Origin of the sequence: Shewanella indica (genome assembly GCF_002836975.1) — a bacterium.
In the GTDB taxonomy this organism is placed as follows: Bacteria; Pseudomonadota; Gammaproteobacteria; order Enterobacterales; family Shewanellaceae; genus Shewanella; species Shewanella indica.
In genome coordinates this window covers 54,030-71,130 of the sequence record NZ_NIJK01000022.1, presented here as the reverse complement: position 1 = coordinate 71,130, position 17,101 = coordinate 54,030, and the positions used below count along the sequence as shown (strand labels likewise).

Here is a 17,101-nt window from a genome sequence, read left to right as displayed (position 1 = left end):
GTTTTTCTATTACTTGGTCATCCGCTTGTACTTGAGTCTGTGCGGCTCAATCACATCGGCACCGAATTGGTTTTTCAGCCAGGCCGAGTATTCTGTGTAGTTACCTTCGTAGAAGTTAACCTGCCCCTCGTCACGGTAGTCGAGGATGTGAGTACAGATACGGTCGAGGAACCAACGGTCGTGCGAGATCACCATGGCGCAGCCGGGGAATTCCAACAGCGCTTCTTCCAGTGCCCGCAGAGTTTCCACGTCCAGATCGTTGGTCGGTTCGTCGAGCAGCAACACGTTGCCGCCGGCCTGCAGCAGCTTGGCCAGATGCACCCGGTTACGTTCACCACCTGAAAGTGAGCCGATGATCTTCTGCTGATCGCCACCACGGAAGTTGAAGCGACCGACATAGGCGCGGCTCGGGATCTCCAGATTGTTGATCCGCATTATGTCCTGACCGCCGGAGATCTCTTCCCAAACAGTGTTCTTGTCGTTCATCGAGTCACGGAACTGTTCCACAGAGGCGATTTGTACCGTATCACCTATCTCGATTTCACCGCTGTCCGGCTGCTCGGCGCCGCTGAGCATTCTGAACAGGGTCGATTTACCGGCACCGTTGGCACCGATAATACCGACGATGGCGCCCTTGGGAACGCTGAAGCTTAAGTTGTCTATCAGAATGCGGTCACCATAGCTCTTGGTGAGATTGCGCACCTCAATCACCTTGTCACCCAGGCGAGGACCGGGCGGAATAAACAGCTCATTGGTCTCGTTGCGGCGCTGATAATCTGAGCTGTTCAGCTCTTCGAAGCGGGCCATACGGGCTTTGCCCTTGGACTGACGTCCCTTGGCACCCTGACGCACCCACTCCAATTCCTTGGCAATCGTCTTCTGGCGGGCGCTTTCGCTGGCGGCTTCCTGCTTCAGACGGGCATCTTTCTGCTCCAGCCAGGAGGAGTAGTTGCCCTGCCATGGAATACCTTCACCCCGGTCCAGCTCCAGGATCCAGCCCGCGGCATTGTCGAGGAAGTAACGGTCGTGGGTAATGGCAACCACAGTACCTGAGTATTCCTGCAGGAAATGCTCCAGCCAGGCAACGGATTCGGCATCCAGGTGGTTGGTCGGTTCGTCCAGCAGCAGCATCTCCGGCTTTTCCAGCAGCAGACGACAGATGGCCACCCGGCGACGTTCACCCCCGGAGAGCACCTCCACCTTGGCGTCCCATTCCGGCAGACGCAGGGCGTTGGCGGCGCGCTCGAGAATATTGTCCAGATTGTGGGCATCCTGGGCCTGAATGATGGCTTCCAGTTCGCCTTGCTCCTTGGCCAGGGCGTCGAAGTCGGCATCCGGCTCAGCATAGGCCGCATAGACTTCATCCAGACGCTTGAGGGCGTTTTTGGCTTCGCTGACGGCTTCTTCTATGGTTTCCCGTACTGTCTTGTTGGGATCAAGCTGGGGCTCCTGGGGCAGGTAACCTATCTTGAGTCCCGGCATGGGACGGGCTTCACCTTCAATTTCTGTGTCCAGACCTGCCATGATTTTCAACAGGGTGGATTTACCCGAGCCGTTGAGACCCAGGACACCAATTTTGGCGCCGGGGAAGAAACTCAATGAAATATCTTTGAGGATCTGCTTTTTGGGCGGCACTATTTTGCCGACCCTCAGCATGCTGTATACAAACTGAGCCATATTGTTTCTCTGTTGTCCTGAACTGAGTTTTCCTAAACTGGCGGCAGTTTACCAATTTGCCAGGGCTCCTGCCAGATGCGGCCGGATAGCGGCACCATTGTTCAGCAAATGAAACATAGTCATCTGCTGACACAAGGATTTTCATCATCCTGCGACTGGGATATTTGTCACACTCAGAGTAGAATACCGCGCAACCCTACCAATAAGATTTGCCAGCTGGAGTGACAGATGCTGAAGAAAAGTATGAACATTGCCGACTATGATCCTGAGCTGTTCAAGGCGATTGAGGATGAAACCCGTCGTCAGGAAGAGCACATTGAGCTGATCGCCTCCGAAAACTACACCAGCCCCAGAGTCATGGAAGCCCAGGGCTCACAACTGACCAACAAGTATGCCGAAGGTTATCCAGGCAAGCGTTATTACGGTGGTTGTGAGTATGTCGATGTGGTGGAGACTCTGGCAATTGAGCGTGCCAAGCAGCTGTTTGGCGCTACTTACGCCAACGTTCAGCCACACTCAGGTTCACAGGCCAACAGCGCGGTTTATATGGCGTTGCTGCAACCCGGCGATACCGTACTGGGGATGAACCTGGCTCACGGTGGTCACCTGACCCACGGCTCTCCGGTTAACTTTTCCGGCAAGCTGTACAACATCATCCCTTACGGTATCGATGAGTCCGGCAAGATTGACTACAGCGAACTCGAAACGCTGGCGCTGGAACACAAGCCCAAGATGATCATCGGCGGCTTCTCGGCCTACTCAGGCATAGTTGACTGGGCCAAGCTGCGCGAAATCGCCGACAAAATTGGCGCTTACCTGTTTGTCGATATGGCCCACGTGGCCGGTCTTATCGCTGCCGGTGTTTATCCTAACCCTGTGCCGCACGCCCACGTGGTGACTTCGACCACTCACAAGACGCTGGCCGGTCCCCGCGGTGGTGTGATTCTGTCGGCTGCCGACGATGAAGATCTGTACAAGAAGCTGAATTCCGCAGTATTCCCGGGCGGTCAGGGTGGTCCTCTGATGCACGTTATCGCCGGTAAAGCCGTGGCCTTCAAAGAAGCACTGGAGCCGGAATTCAAGACCTATCAGCAGCAGGTGGTCAACAACGCCAAGGCCATGGTTGAGGTGTTCCTCGAGCGCGGTTACAAGATAGTTTCCGGCGGTACCAGCAACCATCTGATGCTGGTGGACCTGATTGGCCGTGAGCTGACCGGTAAAGAAGCCGACGCCGCTCTGGGCCGCGCCAACATCACAGTTAACAAGAACTCAGTGCCTAACGACCCCCGCTCACCATTTGTGACCTCCGGGGTGCGTATCGGTACACCGGCCATCACTCGCCGCGGTTTCAAGGAAGCCGAAGCCCGTGAACTGACCGGCTGGATCTGTGATGTGCTCGACAATGCTCACGATGACGCCGTTATCGAGCGCGTGAAGAGCCAGGTGCTGGAACTGTGCGCTCGCTTCCCTGTTTACGGTTAACCTTTTCAAGGGAATAGGATAAACTTCGATGGCCGCTGAATTCAGCGGCCATTTTTGTTCCTGCCATTTAGCAGCAGCCGCTGCCGGCAACTGAGCACCAGGAGGCATAATGCATTGTCCATTTTGCAGTGCGACGGATACCAAGGTGATAGATTCCAGGCTGGTGGCAGACGGTCATCAGGTGCGCCGTCGCCGGGAATGTACTCTGTGTCATGAACGCTTTACCACCTTTGAAGGTGCCGAGCTCGTCATGCCCAGAGTGATCAAGCGCGATGGCAGCAGGCAACCGTTCGATGAGGATAAGCTGCGCGGCGGTATGCTGCGCGCCGCCGAGAAACGTCCGGTTTCCATGGATAAGATTGAAGAGGCGATCAGCAAGATCAAGTCCACCCTCAGAGCCACGGGCGAGCGGGAAGTGACCTCGGAAATGATCGGCAACCTGATGATGGATCATCTTATTGAGCTGGATAAGGTGGCCTATATTCGTTTTGCCTCTGTGTATCGTGCCTTTGAAGATGTGTCAGAGTTTGGTGAAGCGATTGCCAAGCTGGAGAAAAAATAGGCTGTCAGTCACAGCCAACTGTTAAGTAACGGAAACCCCCATGTGGTCCAATACTGATATCGCCATGATGAGCCGCGCCATAATGCTGGCTCGCCGTGGCCGTTATACAACCCGCCCCAACCCCAATGTCGGCTGCGTCATCATAGATGCCGATGGCAAGATTGTCGGCGAAGGCTGGCATCAGCGTGCCGGTGAGCCCCATGCCGAAGTACATGCCTTGAAAATGGCCGCTGACAAGGCCCGCGGCGCTACTGCCTATGTCACCCTCGAACCCTGCAGTCACTATGGTCGCACCCCGCCCTGTGCCGAAGCCTTAATTAAACATGGCCTCAAGCGGGTGGTGGTGGCTATGACAGATCCCAACCCTCAGGTGGCCGGCCGAGGTATCGGCATGCTGCAGGAGGCCGGGGTTCAGGTGCAGAGCGGTCTCTTGGCTGAGCAGGCCAGAGCGTTGAATCCGGGCTTTTTATCGCGGATGGAGCGAAATCGTCCCTGGGTCACCCTCAAACTGGCGGCGAGTCTCGATGGCAAGACGGCACTGGCCAACGGTGAGTCCAAGTGGATAACCGGCCCCGAGGCGCGCCGCGACGTGCAAAGGCTCAGGGCCCGCAGCTGCGCTTTGCTCACCGGCATTGAAACCGTATTGGCCGATGACCCTTCCTTGAATGTCCGGCACTCTGAGCTTGGCAGCCTGGGTGAAACCCTGAGTGAGCAGGAGCTTATTCAACCGCTGCGAGTGATACTCGACAGTAACTGCCGTATGCCGCTCGATGCCAGGTTATTGAAGATTGTCAGCCCGGTACTCTTGGTCAGCTGCCGCCCCTATGAGGATGAGTTCCTGGCCGCTTTGCCGCCTTATGTCACCACATTGGTGCTGGCCGGTGAAGACAACAGAGTCGATATCACAGCGCTGCTGCAACACCTGAGCCAGAGCTGTAATGCGGTGTTGGTCGAGGCCGGGGCAACGCTTTGCGGCGCCTTTATTAGTGCCGGTTTGGCCGATGAGCTGCTGCTCTACCAAGCCCCGAAACTGCTTGGCGCCGCTGGCCGAAACCTGCTGGCCTTGCCCAACTATCAGCAGATAGCCGATACCCCGGCGATACGGGTAACAGATCAACGTAAGCTGGGCAATGATACCCGGCTTACTCTCAAGATAGGTGATTGAATGTTTACCGGAATAATTGAAGCTGTCGGTACAATACGGGCCTTGGAGCGCCGTGGTGATGATATTCGTCTGACAGTGGCCAGCGGCAAGCTGGATCTTGGCGATGTCCAATTGGGTGACAGCATTGCCACCAACGGTGTGTGTCTGACCGTGGTTGAACGCCTGGCGGATGGTTATGTGGCCGATATTTCGGCTGAAACCGTTAGCCTCACCGGCTTTGACCGCTACAGTGTCGGCACCAAAGTTAACCTGGAAAAGGCGGTCACGCCCAGCACCCGCTTGGGCGGGCACTTGGTCAGTGGCCATGTGGATGGTATGGCGCGGGTCATCAGCGTGACCCCAAGGGGCAAGGCGCTGGAGTTTTGGCTCGAGGCGCCTGCTGAGCTGGCCCGTTACATTGCCCATAAAGGCTCCATTACCATAGATGGCGTCAGCCTCACGGTCAACGAAGTCGATGGCTGTAATTTCCGCCTCACCATAGTGCCCCATACCGCCAGCGAAACCACTTTACTTGATCTGCGTCCCGGAGTTCAGGTGAATCTGGAGGTGGATCAGATAGCCCGCTATCTTGAACGTTTAATGCAGCATAAAGAGGAAGGGCAGCCGAGCGAAGGCGTGACTCTGGCTATGCTCGCCAAGGCCGGTTTCATGCGCTAGATGTGCGCAAGCACACTGGTTATCGCGCGCTAACAGGTTAGAATTCATTGATTACACAGAACAAGAGATAAAGGTCTTACAATGGCGCTACACAGTATCGAAGAGATCATCGAGGATATTCGTCAGGGCAAAATGGTTATCCTGATGGACGATGAGGACAGGGAAAACGAGGGCGACCTCATCATGGCGGCGGAGAAGGTCACCCCGGAAGCGATCAATTTCATGGCTCGCTTCGGCCGTGGTCTTATCTGCCAAACCATGACCAAGGCTCGTTGCCAGCAGCTGAATTTGCCGCTGATGGTCAGCAATAACAACGCCCAGTTTTCAACCAACTTCACCGTTTCTATCGAGGCCGCTGAAGGGGTGACCACAGGTATTAGTGCCCATGACCGCGCGGTAACTGTGCAGGCGGCTGTGGCTAAAAATGCCAAGCCATCGGACATAGTTCAGCCCGGGCATATTTTTCCTTTGATGGCGCAGGATGGCGGGGTGCTGGTGCGCGCCGGTCATACCGAAGCCGGTTGCGATCTGGCGCGTCTGGCCGGTTTGGAGCCTTCGGCTGTGATCGTGGAGATCCTCAATGAGGATGGCACCATGGCGCGTCGTCCGGATCTGGAAGTGTTCGCCAAGGAGCACGGCGTTAAGATGGGCACCATTGCCGATCTGATCAACTACCGCAATAACACAGAAACCACAGTGGTGCGTGAAGCTAAGTGCAAGCTGCCTACCCGTTTCGGTGAGTTTGAGCTGCACACCTTCCGCGACACCATAGACAATCAACTGCATTTTGCCATGGTCAAGGGCGAGATTGTTGACAATATTCTGGTGCGGGTGCACCTGCAAAACACCATTAATGACCTGCTGTTCTCTGAACGCGACGAAGTGCGCAGCTGGCCGCTTGAGCAAGCTATGGCGCGAATCGCGACCGATGGTGGTGTGCTGTTGCTGCTGGGTAATCAGGAGCCGAACGAGAGCATTATCGCCAAGCTCAAGGCCTTTGAGGCCGAAGACAAGGGTGAAGTGCCGGTAACGGCCAAATGGCAGGGAACCTCCCAACGGGTTGGCGTAGGCTCACAGATTCTGGCGACGCTTGGCGTCAACAAAATGCGCCTACTCAGCTCGCCCAAGCGTTATCACTCATTGGGTGGTTTTGGCCTGGAAGTCACAGAGTATATTCCCGGCGAATGAGCCAACAGAATTAATTAACCATTTCCGAATAATTGCATAGGGCGGAGGGGTAAATTGCGTGCTATTATAGCGCCACTTTTTGCCCCCGGCCGGGTGCTTTAGCTAAGTTAGGTAAGATAATGAACATAGTTCAAGGTAATATCGAAGCAAAAAACGCCAAAGTCGCGATCGTTGTATCCCGTTTCAACAGCTTTGTGGTTGAAAGTCTGCTGGAGGGTGCCGTAGACACTCTTAAGCGTTTCGGTCAGGTAAGTGAAGACAACATCACTGTGGTACGCGTACCTGGTGCTTTCGAGCTGCCTTTGGCCGCCCGTCGTGTTGCCGCCAGTGGCAAGTTCGACGGTATCATCGCCCTGGGGGCAGTGATCCGTGGTGGTACACCACACTTTGATTTCGTTGCAGGTGAATGCAACAAGGGTCTGGCTCAAGTGGGTCTGGAATTCGATATCCCGGTCTCTTTCGGGGTACTGACCACAGACACTATCGAGCAGGCCATTGAGCGTTCCGGCACCAAGGCTGGCAACAAAGGCGGCGAAGCTGCCCTGGGTCTGCTGGAAATGGTGAACGTGCTGCAACAACTTGAGCAACAGCTGTAATACAGGAAAAAGCATGAAGCCTTCAGAGCGCCGCAGAGCCCGCCGTTTAGCGGTTCAAGCCATCTATTCATGGCAACTGAGCGGGAACAATATTGCCGATGTGGAGCACGAGTTTCTGACCGAGCAAAACATAGACGGCGTGGATGTCGCCTACTTCCGTGAACTATTCACCGGAGCGACAACCAAAAAGGCTCAACTGGACGAGTTAATTGCCCCCCATCTGGATCAACGTCCCATGGAGGAGGTCGATCCCGTGGAGAAGGCCATTTTGCGTTTGGCGGCTTACGAGCTGACTTTCCGCAAGGATACGCCTTACAAAGTGGTGATCAACGAGGCTATCGAGTTGGCCAAGGCGTTCGGCGCCGAGGACAGCCACAAGTTTGTCAATGGCATATTGGACAAGCTGGTAGCTCGTCGCTGAACCAGAAAGAAATTAGACAAACGGTATCGTCAGATACCGTTTTTTCATTGGAAAACCGGGAGGCTGCGAACCTGTGGCCAAGTCAACAGTGAAAGAATTTCAACTTATCGAGCGCTATTTTCATGGTCGTGGCCAAGCGCGCAAAGATGTCCGCCTTGGCATAGGTGATGATTGTGCCTTGGTGCAACCCGCCGAACACAAATCCATTGCCATCTCCTGCGATACCCTGGTGGAAAATGTCCACTTTTTACCGGATATGCCGGCTCAGGCACTGGGTTACAAGGCCTTGGCGGTCAACCTGTCCGATCTTGCTGCTATGGGGGCCGAGCCCGCATGGATGACCCTGGCGCTGACCATGCCCAGTGTCGATGAAGTTTGGCTGGAACAGTTCAGTGCCGGTTTGTTTGAAGCGGCTGATTACTATGGTATTTCTCTGGTTGGAGGCGATACCACCCGCGGCCCTAAGGCCATCAATATTACGGTTCATGGCCAGGTGCCGGAAGGCAAAGCTCTCATTCGTAGCGGCGCCCGCGCCGGTGACTGGATTTATGTCACAGGTTCCCTGGGGGATTCGGCCCTGGGGCTGGATATCATACGTGGTGAATTGAAGGCGAGGGCAGAACACAAGGAATATCTGGTCAACCGTCACTATCATCCCAGCCCCAGAGTCCTGGCCGGTCAATCCCTGAGAGGCTTGGCATCTAGCGCTATAGATCTCTCTGATGGCTTGCTGTCGGATATCAAGCATATCCTCAAGGCATCGGCTGTCGGTGCGGTTATCGAAGTGGATAAGCTGCCGCTGTCCCAGGCGATGAAAGATACTGTGAGTTTGGAGACGGCGCTCGACTACGCCCTTTGTGGCGGTGAAGATTATGAACTGCTGTTCACTGTGCCGGAAGCGCAGCGCGGTGCGCTGGAAACCGCCTTGGGCCATGCCGGAGTCAAGTTCTATCAAGTCGGCCAGATACTCGCCGGTAATCAACTCAGGCTGCAATATCATGGTGAGGTATTCGAGCCGCAACAGACAGGATTTGAGCATTTTTAAATGAAGTGGTTTGCTCATGACGAGGCGCTCGCAAGGGTCAGCCTTAAGAACCCGGTGCACTTTCTGGCACTTGGTTTTGGCTCTGGCCTCGCGGCCAAGGCGCCGGGGACTTTTGGAACCCTGGCTGCCGTACCTGTGTATCTATTGCTGTCTCAGTTCAGTTTGGAAGTGTATCTTGCCGTGACGCTGCTGGCCTGTATCGGTGGTATCTATCTATGCGGCAAGACTTCCAAAGATATGGGGGTGCACGATCACGGCGCCATAGTTTGGGACGAAGTGGCGGGGTTACTGATCACCATGATTGCCGCACCGGCCGGAGTGCTCTGGTTGTTGCTGGGCTTTGTGCTGTTCCGCATTTTCGATATCTTTAAGCCCTGGCCCATTCGGGTGCTGGATGCCAAGGTACATGGCGGCCTTGGGATCATGGCCGATGATATCCTGGCCGGCATCTTCTCAATGCTGTCACTGCAGGCGATTGTCTGGGCGGTAGGCTGAATCAGCCTTGAGCCGAAATGTATAAACCTTGAGCCAAAATATATAAGCCTTAAGAATGGGTTATCAGCGCTTGCACTCTATCCTTGAAGCAAGCTAGCCCGCTAATCCAGAAAAAATAACAGGCGTCGTCGATTCGGCGCCTTTTTCCTTGTTACCTCCTCCTGCTCATATTTACCTGCTTGGGTTAAAGCCATTATTTGTGTGCTTTATGCCTAATCCCCAAAGCCGACTATCCTTAAGCTAAGGGAACCCTCATGGGGGCAGTATGATAGGTTGGCTAGCCAACGCCTTGTTCCGGCGCTGTGGCTGTGTAGGACTCTTGGCTCTGTTGTGGATCTTGCCTGGCTTAGGTGCAGACCACGTCCGGCCAGAATCTTACTCCCCGGCCGCAGCGCCGACCATTACCCTGCTCAGCGTCAAAGGGGCTATAGGTCCCGGTGTCAGCGACTATTTGATCCGGGGTATAGAGAGCGCATCGGATACGCCAAACAGCCAGTTGGTGTTGATCACTCTGGATACCCCTGGAGGTCTGGTGTCCAGTCTACGGGATATCAACCAAGCGATTCTCGGTTCCAGGGTGCCGGTTGCCTGCCTGGTCTATCCATCCGGAGCTCGTGCAGCCAGCGCCGGGACTTACATGCTGTATGCCTGTCATATCGCCGCTATGGCAACGGCCACCAGCCTTGGTGCGGCGACTCCTGTGCAACTGGGCCCCATGGGAAATGAGCCGCAACAGCCCAAGCCGTCAGAGAATGAAACCGAAAAACCTGTGGGCGATAGCAATAGTCAAAAACTTGAGCGCAAGCAGCTCAATGATGCCATTGCTTATATTCGGGCGCTGGCGGAATTGCGTCAGCGTAATGTCGAGTGGGCCGAGAAGGCGGTACGTGATGCGGCGACCCTGACGGCCTCGGAAGCGCTGGAGGCCAATGTTATCGACTATATCGCCGATACGCCGCAGCAACTCTTGACCATACTTGATGGCAAGTCGGTAGCCATGCCTGGTGGTGCTCGGATACTCAATACCGAAAACGCCATAGTGCTGGATCGCAGCCCGGATTGGCGTGCCCGATTCATCAATCTGCTCACCAACCCCAATATCGCTTACATCCTGATGTTATTGGGGATCTACGGTTTGCTGCTGGAGTTTTACAGTCCTGGCGCCATGTTGCCCGGGGTAATAGGAGGGATCTGTTTGCTGTTGGCCTTGTATGCCTTCCAACTGCTCCCTATCAGCTATGCCGGTGGCGGTTTATTGCTTTTGGGAATTATTTTGCTGCTCGCCGAGGCCATGCTACCAAGCTTTGGAATTTTAGGATTCGGTGGCCTGGTCGCTTTCGTGCTGGGGTCGGTATTTTTGGTGGACAGTGAAGTTGAGGCTTTTCGCATAGCCTGGCCCGTGATAGCCCTGGTCAGCGTCGTGAGCCTGCTGTTTTTCCTGCTGCTGATAAGCTTTGTGTTCAAGACTCGCAAATTGTCCGGAGTGGCCGGCGCCGAGGGGATGGTAGGGGAACATGCCAGGGTGATAGACGGCTTTCCCGGGCGCGGCCGGGTGCACTTTATGGGAGAAGATTGGCAAGGTGACAGCGAACAGGCCTTGAGCCCTGGGCAGCGGGTGCGGGTTTTGGGGCTTGAGGGGTTAGTCCTTAAGCTGGCTGAGGTGAAAAGCGCTGATATCGAGCCGACTGAAAATCAACGCAGAGGAGACTGACATGGGTGAAGCTATCAGTGGTAGTTTAAACATTTCTTTTGGGGTGTTGTTGGTGCTGTTTGCGGCCTTGCTTATCAGCATGTTTCGCATCCTCAGGGAGTATGAACGCGGGGTGATTTTCTTTCTCGGGCGTTTTTACCGGGTCAAGGGGCCTGGGCTTATCATACTGATCCCTGTGGTGCAGCAGATGGTGCGGGTGGATCTTCGAACCATAGTGATGGATGTGCCCTCTCAGGATGTGATCAGCCGTGATAATGTCTCGGTGCGGGTCAATGCCGTGCTCTATTTTCGGGTAGTCGACCCGCAAAAGGCGATTATCAATGTGGAGAACTTCCTCGCCGCCACCAGTCAACTGGCCCAGACCACCCTGAGATCCGTGCTCGGTCAGCATGAGTTGGACGAGATGTTGGCCAACAGGGAGATGCTCAATGCCGACATTCAAAGGATCCTCGACTCCCACACAGATGCCTGGGGCATCAAGGTGGCCAATGTGGAAATCAAGCACGTGGATCTCAATGAAAGTATGATCCGCGCTATTGCCCGTCAGGCCGAGGCCGAGCGCGAGCGGCGGGCCAAGGTGATCCATGCTCTGGGGGAGATGGAAGCCTCGGAAAAACTGGTGGAAGCGGCGCAGACGCTGGGCAAAGAACCCAATGCCATTATGCTGCGCTATCTGCATACCCTGACCGAAGTGGCGGCAGAAAACAACTCGACTATCCTGTTTCCGCTGCCGCTTGAGTTACTGAGCAAATTAAATGGTGCATTTAGCAATTTAAATGAAAAATCCAAAAATTAGCCTGAAACTGTTTGAAATGTCGCCCATTTACAAGGGGGTTAATATATTGTTAGTTTGAGCGTTTGGGGATAGCTCAATAATAGGCCTCCGGCCTAAGTTATTTTAGTCGCGACTTGATCTGACACATTATCTTGAAAAGGTGAGAGTTACCCGTTTTGATAAAGGTGTCAAAGCTTCAATCAAAACAAAAGAGGTAACTCTCATGCTGCATACTAACAATCCCATCATTAAACACAAAGCAGATCACACATGGGACTTGCTTGTATCTTCCTTAGGCTCTAGTTTCACAATACCATAACGGCTATAATTGCTGCACCTAGTATATATAGGCCACTAGTTAATGAAATTGATTTAATCACGCTAAACTCTTTCATCTCTATCTTCTTGATATTATCTATTTTTACAGAATTCCCTTCTCCGGATAACGTCGAATCAGTTGTGCTCTCGACTTTAAACTCAATTATTTCATCTGAGGTGGTGGTTATTTTGATATCCTTTCCTATATAGTTTGATGTGGGGGTGGAATCAAGTTTAACTTCGTTCAATGATGTACAGCCAGATAACATCAAACTGATTAAGAAGATCATGGTTAAATTTTTCATAGTAACCTCAACTTTATGGTTCATAACATTCATGGCTTGCGCCACCTAGTCTCGCGCATGGGTTTATCCAACTTCCTGTATCATAAACGGCTTGGTTTTCGTAAGATATTTTATAGTTTCCTGATATATCAAAATCAACTTTGTTCATGTAGTACTCTCTGTAATTCCAACCAGTGTAATATCTATGGTTTTTTCAGATATTGCTATTGATATATACTTTTCAGGATGTATTCCTTTAAGTGTGCTTTTTATTTCAAAACCTAAGTCCATACCATTAATAATCCAAGTGTTATCAGGTATAACGCTTTCAATGCCAGCTACATAATATTTATGGTTGTGAATACTGCTTAAAATTGAGTTCAATTCTTGTTGGAAAAAGTTAGGCTTAAAAGCCTTTAGCAAGGACTTTGTTACCTTTACTGCTAACTTGTTGAATATTCCATTTCCGTCAATATCTACAAGGACTCTAAGGTTCTAATATTATAGACTTGACCATTAATAGGGTTGTAATCTGCAGAAAGATTTAACTCAGATGTTTTGATTTTTGTGTATAATGTCAGGCCGGATATGTCAATTTTTACCTCAGTCGATATTGTAAATCCTTTCACAGTTGCTGTTGTTATTCCATCTGGCTGTGTCATTATTTTGGTTTCTAATGGCCCATTTAAAGTTACATGTTTCAACTCTCTACACCTGAATGTTGGTAGCTTGTTGATTTCCGTTCTTGCGCTTGATTCTATAGATGAGAAGATCTTTTTATTAATAGATTTTAATATTTTTTTTGTTTCATTATGTATAGGGAGTCCTATGGATTCATTGTTGATAACCATCAAGCTATTCCATTGGCCTGATTGTTTTTCACTAATTTCAACAAGATGGTTAGTTCTAGATACATAAGTTGGATAATAAGCCGTACTTGATGTTGAAAAAAACAACGTTAATATTAGTATGATTTTTCTCATAAAAACTCCTTTTTCGTATTTGCCCTTGAGCATAATTTGTAAATTATGCATTTCTTAAGTAATCAAAAAAATGTGTATAAGGCAATCAAAAAAAATCAATCTTTAACATTTTTGCATTTGTTTTTCGGTTGTTAAAGTTATGTGTTGATTGGCTGTTTTTTTGATCTTGGTTTGTTTTTATTGTTGCTTGCTTAGGGCGCCTTGTGTTTTTGTACTTTTCCAAAACCAAAGCTTTACCAACCTGAGTATTGTAATCTCACAGGCTTAGTGTCGGGTTTATCAGTTGTATGTATCGGCGCATAGGCTGTCAGATCCATTAATTTTCCTTGCCAGCCTTAAAGGCGTTGTTGTCTAAAACAGCGGAACCTTTTTGGCACTTCATGATCAGAGCTTGCATCGCAAGGTTTACGGTCAATATCATGGGCAAGTCAAAGCGCACTGTCACCAATTGGAAGCAATACAATCAGGCATTAGTTAACCGTGGCTCTATCACTTTCTGGTTGGACAAAGCGACTCAACACTGTCAGGCGATAGGCAATATGCGCCCCTGGAGTGTGGATCAGGAGCAGCGGCCCTTGTTTCGTGCCGTGCCCGGTTATCCAATTCAGTATGCCAGGATGAGCCGAGAAGGTTGGGTCAACGTGGAAGTGACTGTAAACAAACAGGGCTTTGTCAGCCATGTGGAAGTGCTGGACTCCAAGGGTGGCAAGCAGTTTGAAACTGAAACCGTCAAAGCCGTGTCAAAGTGGCGCTATGCACCTAAGTTTGTCGATGGTAAGCCTGTTAGCGCCAAGACGTGGTCGAAGATCTCCTTCACGCTTTAAGGCTGCAAAGCGGATTGTTGCCCAATAAAAACGCCGGCAGTTGCCGGCGTTTTTGTCCTCCTCATCCTGAGTTAGATAAGGAACACATTCAGACTACAGGCGCCGTGGGCACCAACTACCAGTGCCTGCTCAATGTCAGCCGTCTTGGATGGGCCGGCGATAAACACCCCAAACTCACCCGAGTCCAACATTATCTTGTCGGCCGCTTCATGCATGTTGGCGACAATGGCATCGGCTTCCAGTACCAGAAACAGGTTCTCACAGATAAAAGGTGTGATCCTGTGAGATAGAGACTTCTGACTGACCCAGATGGCACCGTTTTCAGCAACACCCACTTGACCCTTGATTACGGCATAATCGATATCACGCAGATCATGGCTGTCAGCGGGCACTTCACGGTTACCTGTTACCCCTTCTACCTGAGAGATAATCTGCTTGCCTTCGGCAATCAAGGCATCGACTTGCTGCTGCAGTTCGGTAAAACCACCACGCTTATGCAGTTTGCCGGCAACGGTTCCCAGGTTGGTTTCAAACTGGCCAATCAGGTCGTCCAGTCTAGGGGCCACATCTATGGCCGGCATATTGTGTCCTTCAAGTGCGCAGGACTTAAGGGCATCCAAAATAAAAGATTTGCTGGACATCTGATTAGCTCCTGTTTTTCTTGAACCAGGCCTCGAAACTAGAGGCGGGTGCCTTGGGCAGTTCACGGTATTTACCCCAAGCGCCAGAGAATGGCTTGAGCAGGCTACCTGGCAGTATTCTCAAGCCCAGTCTTGCCATGCTCATGGAGCAGTTCAGCATAGTGGTATTGGCCATAAACTTACCGACCAATGGCATATAACTGCCTTTACCGTAAGGCAGTTTACCTGACTCGGCCTTTAGACGACGCTGACGGAAGATGATCTTGTCCAATGGCACCTTAGTGGGGCATACATAGGAGCAAGAGCCGCACAGGGTACAGGCCCAGGCGATGGAGTTGGTGTCATCGTCCTGCGCACCGACTGCGATGCCAATTGGACCTGGAATAGTGTAGTTGTAGCTGTAACCACCGCTGCGACGATATACAGGGCAGGTGTTCAGACAACCGCCACAGCGGATACACTTGAGCGACTCGGCAAGGATCTTGTCCTTGAGCATCTCAGTACGGCCATTGTCCACTATGATGACGTGCATCTCACCACCGGCCTGCGGGCCGCGGTAGAAGCTGGAGTAAGTGGTTACCGGCTGGCCGGTGGCGTTGCGGGCCAGAGTACGCAGGTAAACTGCGGCGCTTTCCACCGATGGTACCAGCTTGTCTATTCCCATGGAGTGCAGCTGCAGCTTAGGCAGGTTACAGCCCATGTCGGCGTTACCTTCGTTGGTACAAACAACCACTGCGCCCTTGTCGGCGATGGCCATGTTAACCCCTGTCATGGCAGCATCGGCACTGAGGAATTGCTCACGCAGATGGGCACGGGCGGCACGGGTCAGGTAAGTCGGGTCGCTGGCACCGGCCTCTGTGCCGAGTTTTTCATGGAACAGTTCGCCCACTTCCTCTTTCTTGAGGTGAATGGCGGGGACCACGATATGTGAAGGTGGCTGTTTTTTCAGCTGAATGATGCGTTCACCCAAGTCTGTGTCTATGACCTCTATGCCCTTGCTTTCGAGGAAGGGGTTGAGATGACACTCTTCGGTGAGCATGGATTTGGACTTCACCAGCTTCTTCACCTGATGGCTGGCCAGAATCTCATGCACTATGCGGTTATGCTCGGCGCCGTCTTTGGCCCAATGCACTTGAATGCCGTTCTGGATACAGTTGGCTTCGAACTCTTCCAGATACTTGGCCAGATTGGTCAGGGTATGCAGCTTGATAGCCGAACCCAGATCCCTAAGCTGTTCCCACTCGGGCAGGCTGCCGGCAGCGCGGTCGCGCTTTTCCCGCAACACCCATAGGGCTTTGGAATGCCAATCAACTCTGGACTCATCGCGGCAGAAGATCTCTGCCTGGCTGGCGTGGGCTTTGGCCCCTTGTGTCTGTGACATGGCTATCTCCCTAAATGGCAGCGTTGAGGATCTGCGCCAGATGGCGGGTTTCTATCGGCAAGTTTTGGCGACGGATCATGCCGTCCAGATGCATCAGACAGGATGGGTCAAAACCGACGGCATAGTCTGCACCCGTGGCTGCATGGGCCTGAGCCTTGTCTTTGCCCATCTTGGCAGACACAGCACCTTCATCTACCGCGAAGGTACCGCCGAAGCCGCAGCATTCGTCGCGGCGATCCGGATAGGTGATCTCTATGCCGGGAATACGTTCCAGCAGGGCTTCCATTTTGTTGTAACGTGGGCCCATATATTCACTGGGGCTGGCGAGATCCAGCATACGAATACCGTGACAACTCAGTTGTAGGCTCACCTTGTGTGGGAAGGCTTTGGGGAAGCTCTCTACCGGGGCGACATCGTGCAGGAACTCGGTCAATTCGTACAGTTTGGCGATAACGGCCGCGGCTTCCGGGCTGTCGTCAAACTCATGGAAGTTTTCTTTGGCGGCTACCAGGCAGGATGCCGCTGGACATACGATAGCATCGCATTCGACTCCCTTGAAGGCGTTGAGCAGCTTCATAGTGGTCTTGCGGGCTTCGTCAAAACAACCCGAGTTGGTCATGGGCTGACCACAGCAGGTTTGGCCTTCAGGCAGGATCACCTGGTGCCCCAGCTTCTCCAGCAGTTCCAAGGTGGCGATGGCCACATCCGGCAGCATCTGGTTGACCAGACAGGGAATAAACAAGGCTATCTTCATTTGGTGTTTCCTAATTGGATGTTGCTTGCGTTAACCGACATCATCTATGTCCGGTGTGGTCAGATGCTTTCTGACTCTGTATTTGAACATCACCTGACACAGGGTAAATATGCTTGAATATAAGCCTATAACCACACAATAA

General features: G+C 52.4%; 19 protein-coding genes and 1 pseudogene. 13 read left to right on the top strand and 7 right to left on the bottom strand.

All coding sequences use genetic code 11. The features are described 5' to 3' along the window. Positions 1-9 precede the first annotated feature (9 nt). Positions 10-1,677 carry an energy-dependent translational throttle protein EttA gene (gene ettA, locus CX650_RS05185; protein ID WP_025887609.1) on the bottom strand — a complete coding sequence of 556 codons (1,668 nt, stop codon included), beginning with the start codon at positions 1,675-1,677 and terminating at the stop codon, positions 10-12. Between the two features lie 228 nt (positions 1,678-1,905). On the opposite strand from ettA, the gene glyA reads away from it, so the two are divergent. The 11 genes from glyA (at position 1,906) to CX650_RS05130 (ending at position 11,795) form a co-directional block, all read left to right on the top strand. Continuing rightward, positions 1,906-3,159 carry a serine hydroxymethyltransferase gene (gene glyA, locus CX650_RS05180; RefSeq protein ID WP_039034256.1) on the top strand — a complete coding sequence of 418 codons (1,254 nt, stop codon included), beginning with the start codon at positions 1,906-1,908 and terminating at the stop codon, positions 3,157-3,159. A gap of 109 nt (positions 3,160-3,268) precedes the next feature. Further along, positions 3,269-3,721 carry a transcriptional regulator NrdR gene (gene nrdR, locus CX650_RS05175; protein WP_025009434.1) on the top strand — a complete coding sequence of 151 codons (453 nt, stop codon included), beginning with the start codon at positions 3,269-3,271 and terminating at the stop codon, positions 3,719-3,721. Positions 3,722-3,761: 40 nt separating this feature from the next. After that, on the top strand, positions 3,762-4,886 hold the full coding sequence (ribD, locus tag CX650_RS05170) for a bifunctional diaminohydroxyphosphoribosylaminopyrimidine deaminase/5-amino-6-(5-phosphoribosylamino)uracil reductase RibD (protein WP_039034257.1): 1,125 nt from the start codon (positions 3,762-3,764) through the stop codon (positions 4,884-4,886). Then, positions 4,887-5,543 carry a riboflavin synthase gene (locus tag CX650_RS05165; protein WP_071476812.1) on the top strand — a complete coding sequence of 219 codons (657 nt, stop codon included), beginning with the start codon at positions 4,887-4,889 and terminating at the stop codon, positions 5,541-5,543. Between the two features lie 81 nt (positions 5,544-5,624). After that, positions 5,625-6,731 carry a bifunctional 3,4-dihydroxy-2-butanone-4-phosphate synthase/GTP cyclohydrolase II gene (ribBA, locus tag CX650_RS05160; protein ID WP_101095188.1) on the top strand — a complete coding sequence of 369 codons (1,107 nt, stop codon included), beginning with the start codon at positions 5,625-5,627 and terminating at the stop codon, positions 6,729-6,731. A gap of 119 nt (positions 6,732-6,850) precedes the next feature. After that, positions 6,851-7,327 carry a 6,7-dimethyl-8-ribityllumazine synthase gene (gene ribH / locus CX650_RS05155; RefSeq protein ID WP_025009431.1) on the top strand — a complete coding sequence of 159 codons (477 nt, stop codon included), beginning with the start codon at positions 6,851-6,853 and terminating at the stop codon, positions 7,325-7,327. A 13-nt stretch (positions 7,328-7,340) separates the two neighbouring features. Further along, the gene (gene nusB / locus CX650_RS05150) at positions 7,341-7,748 is read left to right on the top strand and encodes a transcription antitermination factor NusB (protein WP_039034259.1); all 408 of its coding nucleotides are present in this window, start codon (positions 7,341-7,343) and stop codon (positions 7,746-7,748) included. 88 nt (positions 7,749-7,836) lie between these two features. Beyond that, on the top strand, positions 7,837-8,793 hold the full coding sequence (gene thiL, locus CX650_RS05145; RefSeq protein WP_071476817.1) for a thiamine-phosphate kinase: 957 nt from the start codon (positions 7,837-7,839) through the stop codon (positions 8,791-8,793). Next, positions 8,794-9,288: a phosphatidylglycerophosphatase A family protein gene (locus CX650_RS05140; protein WP_039034260.1), complete on the top strand. Its 495-nt coding sequence runs from the start codon at positions 8,794-8,796 to the stop codon at positions 9,286-9,288. A gap of 265 nt (positions 9,289-9,553) precedes the next feature. Further along, positions 9,554-10,999: an NfeD family protein gene (locus tag CX650_RS05135; RefSeq protein WP_189484305.1), complete on the top strand. Its 1,446-nt coding sequence runs from the start codon at positions 9,554-9,556 to the stop codon at positions 10,997-10,999. Between the two features lies 1 nt (position 11,000). Beyond that, on the top strand, positions 11,001-11,795 hold the full coding sequence (locus CX650_RS05130) for a slipin family protein (protein WP_039034261.1): 795 nt from the start codon (positions 11,001-11,003) through the stop codon (positions 11,793-11,795). Between the two features lie 284 nt (positions 11,796-12,079). Here CX650_RS05130 and CX650_RS05125 read toward each other — a convergent pair whose 3' ends face one another. The 3 genes from CX650_RS05125 to CX650_RS05115 all read right to left on the bottom strand — a co-directional run bounded on the left by CX650_RS05125 (position 12,080) and on the right by CX650_RS05115 (position 13,359). Beyond that, on the bottom strand, positions 12,080-12,442 hold the full coding sequence (locus CX650_RS05125; RefSeq protein ID WP_229800039.1) for a hypothetical protein: 363 nt from the start codon (positions 12,440-12,442) through the stop codon (positions 12,080-12,082). Positions 12,443-12,541: 99 nt separating this feature from the next. Next, complete coding sequence (locus CX650_RS05120) at positions 12,542-12,799, bottom strand: hypothetical protein (protein ID WP_101095187.1); 258 nt, start codon at positions 12,797-12,799, stop codon at positions 12,542-12,544. Between the two features lie 53 nt (positions 12,800-12,852). Then, complete coding sequence (locus CX650_RS05115) at positions 12,853-13,359, bottom strand: hypothetical protein (RefSeq protein ID WP_157822992.1); 507 nt, start codon at positions 13,357-13,359, stop codon at positions 12,853-12,855. A 419-nt stretch (positions 13,360-13,778) separates the two neighbouring features. Between CX650_RS05115 and CX650_RS20310 the strand changes: the two are divergent. After that, a pseudogene (locus CX650_RS20310) lies at positions 13,779-13,886 on the top strand (IS5/IS1182 family transposase); the annotation flags it as partial. Positions 13,887-13,898: 12 nt separating this feature from the next. After that, positions 13,899-14,183: an energy transducer TonB gene (locus tag CX650_RS20305; RefSeq protein ID WP_268248591.1), complete on the top strand. Its 285-nt coding sequence runs from the start codon at positions 13,899-13,901 to the stop codon at positions 14,181-14,183. Positions 14,184-14,254: 71 nt separating this feature from the next. Here the strand turns inward: CX650_RS20305 and CX650_RS05105 are convergent, their stop codons facing one another. Genes CX650_RS05105 through CX650_RS05095 form a run of 3 tightly spaced genes read right to left on the bottom strand, consistent with a single transcriptional unit; the run spans position 14,255 to position 16,959 of the window. Beyond that, positions 14,255-14,824: a LutC/YkgG family protein gene (locus CX650_RS05105; protein WP_039035940.1), complete on the bottom strand. Its 570-nt coding sequence runs from the start codon at positions 14,822-14,824 to the stop codon at positions 14,255-14,257. A 4-nt stretch (positions 14,825-14,828) separates the two neighbouring features. Continuing rightward, positions 14,829-16,205, bottom strand: coding sequence for a lactate utilization protein B (locus tag CX650_RS05100; RefSeq protein ID WP_101095184.1), 1,377 nt, complete (start codon positions 16,203-16,205; stop codon positions 14,829-14,831). Positions 16,206-16,215: 10 nt separating this feature from the next. After that, on the bottom strand, positions 16,216-16,959 hold the full coding sequence (locus tag CX650_RS05095; RefSeq protein WP_039035938.1) for a (Fe-S)-binding protein: 744 nt from the start codon (positions 16,957-16,959) through the stop codon (positions 16,216-16,218). Positions 16,960-17,101 lie beyond the last annotated feature (142 nt).

Excerpts from the sequence above, each read along its gene's own strand:
- ettA (WP_025887609.1), bottom strand. The coding sequence starts at position 1,677 with ATGGCTCAGTTTGTATACAGCATGCTGAGGGTCGGCAAAATAGTGCCG.
- CX650_RS05135 (WP_189484305.1), top strand. The coding sequence starts at position 9,554 with ATGATAGGTTGGCTAGCCAACGCCTTGTTCCGGCGCTGTGGCTGTGTA.
- nrdR (WP_025009434.1), top strand. The coding sequence starts at position 3,269 with ATGCATTGTCCATTTTGCAGTGCGACGGATACCAAGGTGATAGATTCC.
- CX650_RS20305 (WP_268248591.1), top strand. The coding sequence starts at position 13,899 with ATGCGCCCCTGGAGTGTGGATCAGGAGCAGCGGCCCTTGTTTCGTGCC.
- nusB (WP_039034259.1), top strand. The coding sequence starts at position 7,341 with ATGAAGCCTTCAGAGCGCCGCAGAGCCCGCCGTTTAGCGGTTCAAGCC.
- glyA (WP_039034256.1), top strand. The coding sequence starts at position 1,906 with ATGCTGAAGAAAAGTATGAACATTGCCGACTATGATCCTGAGCTGTTC.
- CX650_RS05105 (WP_039035940.1), bottom strand. The coding sequence starts at position 14,824 with ATGTCCAGCAAATCTTTTATTTTGGATGCCCTTAAGTCCTGCGCACTT.
- CX650_RS05095 (WP_039035938.1), bottom strand. The coding sequence starts at position 16,959 with ATGAAGATAGCCTTGTTTATTCCCTGTCTGGTCAACCAGATGCTGCCG.
- CX650_RS05130 (WP_039034261.1), top strand. The coding sequence starts at position 11,001 with ATGGGTGAAGCTATCAGTGGTAGTTTAAACATTTCTTTTGGGGTGTTG.
- CX650_RS05165 (WP_071476812.1), top strand. The coding sequence starts at position 4,887 with ATGTTTACCGGAATAATTGAAGCTGTCGGTACAATACGGGCCTTGGAG.
- ribH (WP_025009431.1), top strand. The coding sequence starts at position 6,851 with ATGAACATAGTTCAAGGTAATATCGAAGCAAAAAACGCCAAAGTCGCG.
- CX650_RS05140 (WP_039034260.1), top strand. The coding sequence starts at position 8,794 with ATGAAGTGGTTTGCTCATGACGAGGCGCTCGCAAGGGTCAGCCTTAAG.
- CX650_RS05115 (WP_157822992.1), bottom strand. The coding sequence starts at position 13,359 with ATGAGAAAAATCATACTAATATTAACGTTGTTTTTTTCAACATCAAGT.
- ribBA (WP_101095188.1), top strand. The coding sequence starts at position 5,625 with ATGGCGCTACACAGTATCGAAGAGATCATCGAGGATATTCGTCAGGGC.
- CX650_RS05100 (WP_101095184.1), bottom strand. The coding sequence starts at position 16,205 with ATGTCACAGACACAAGGGGCCAAAGCCCACGCCAGCCAGGCAGAGATC.
- ribD (WP_039034257.1), top strand. The coding sequence starts at position 3,762 with ATGTGGTCCAATACTGATATCGCCATGATGAGCCGCGCCATAATGCTG.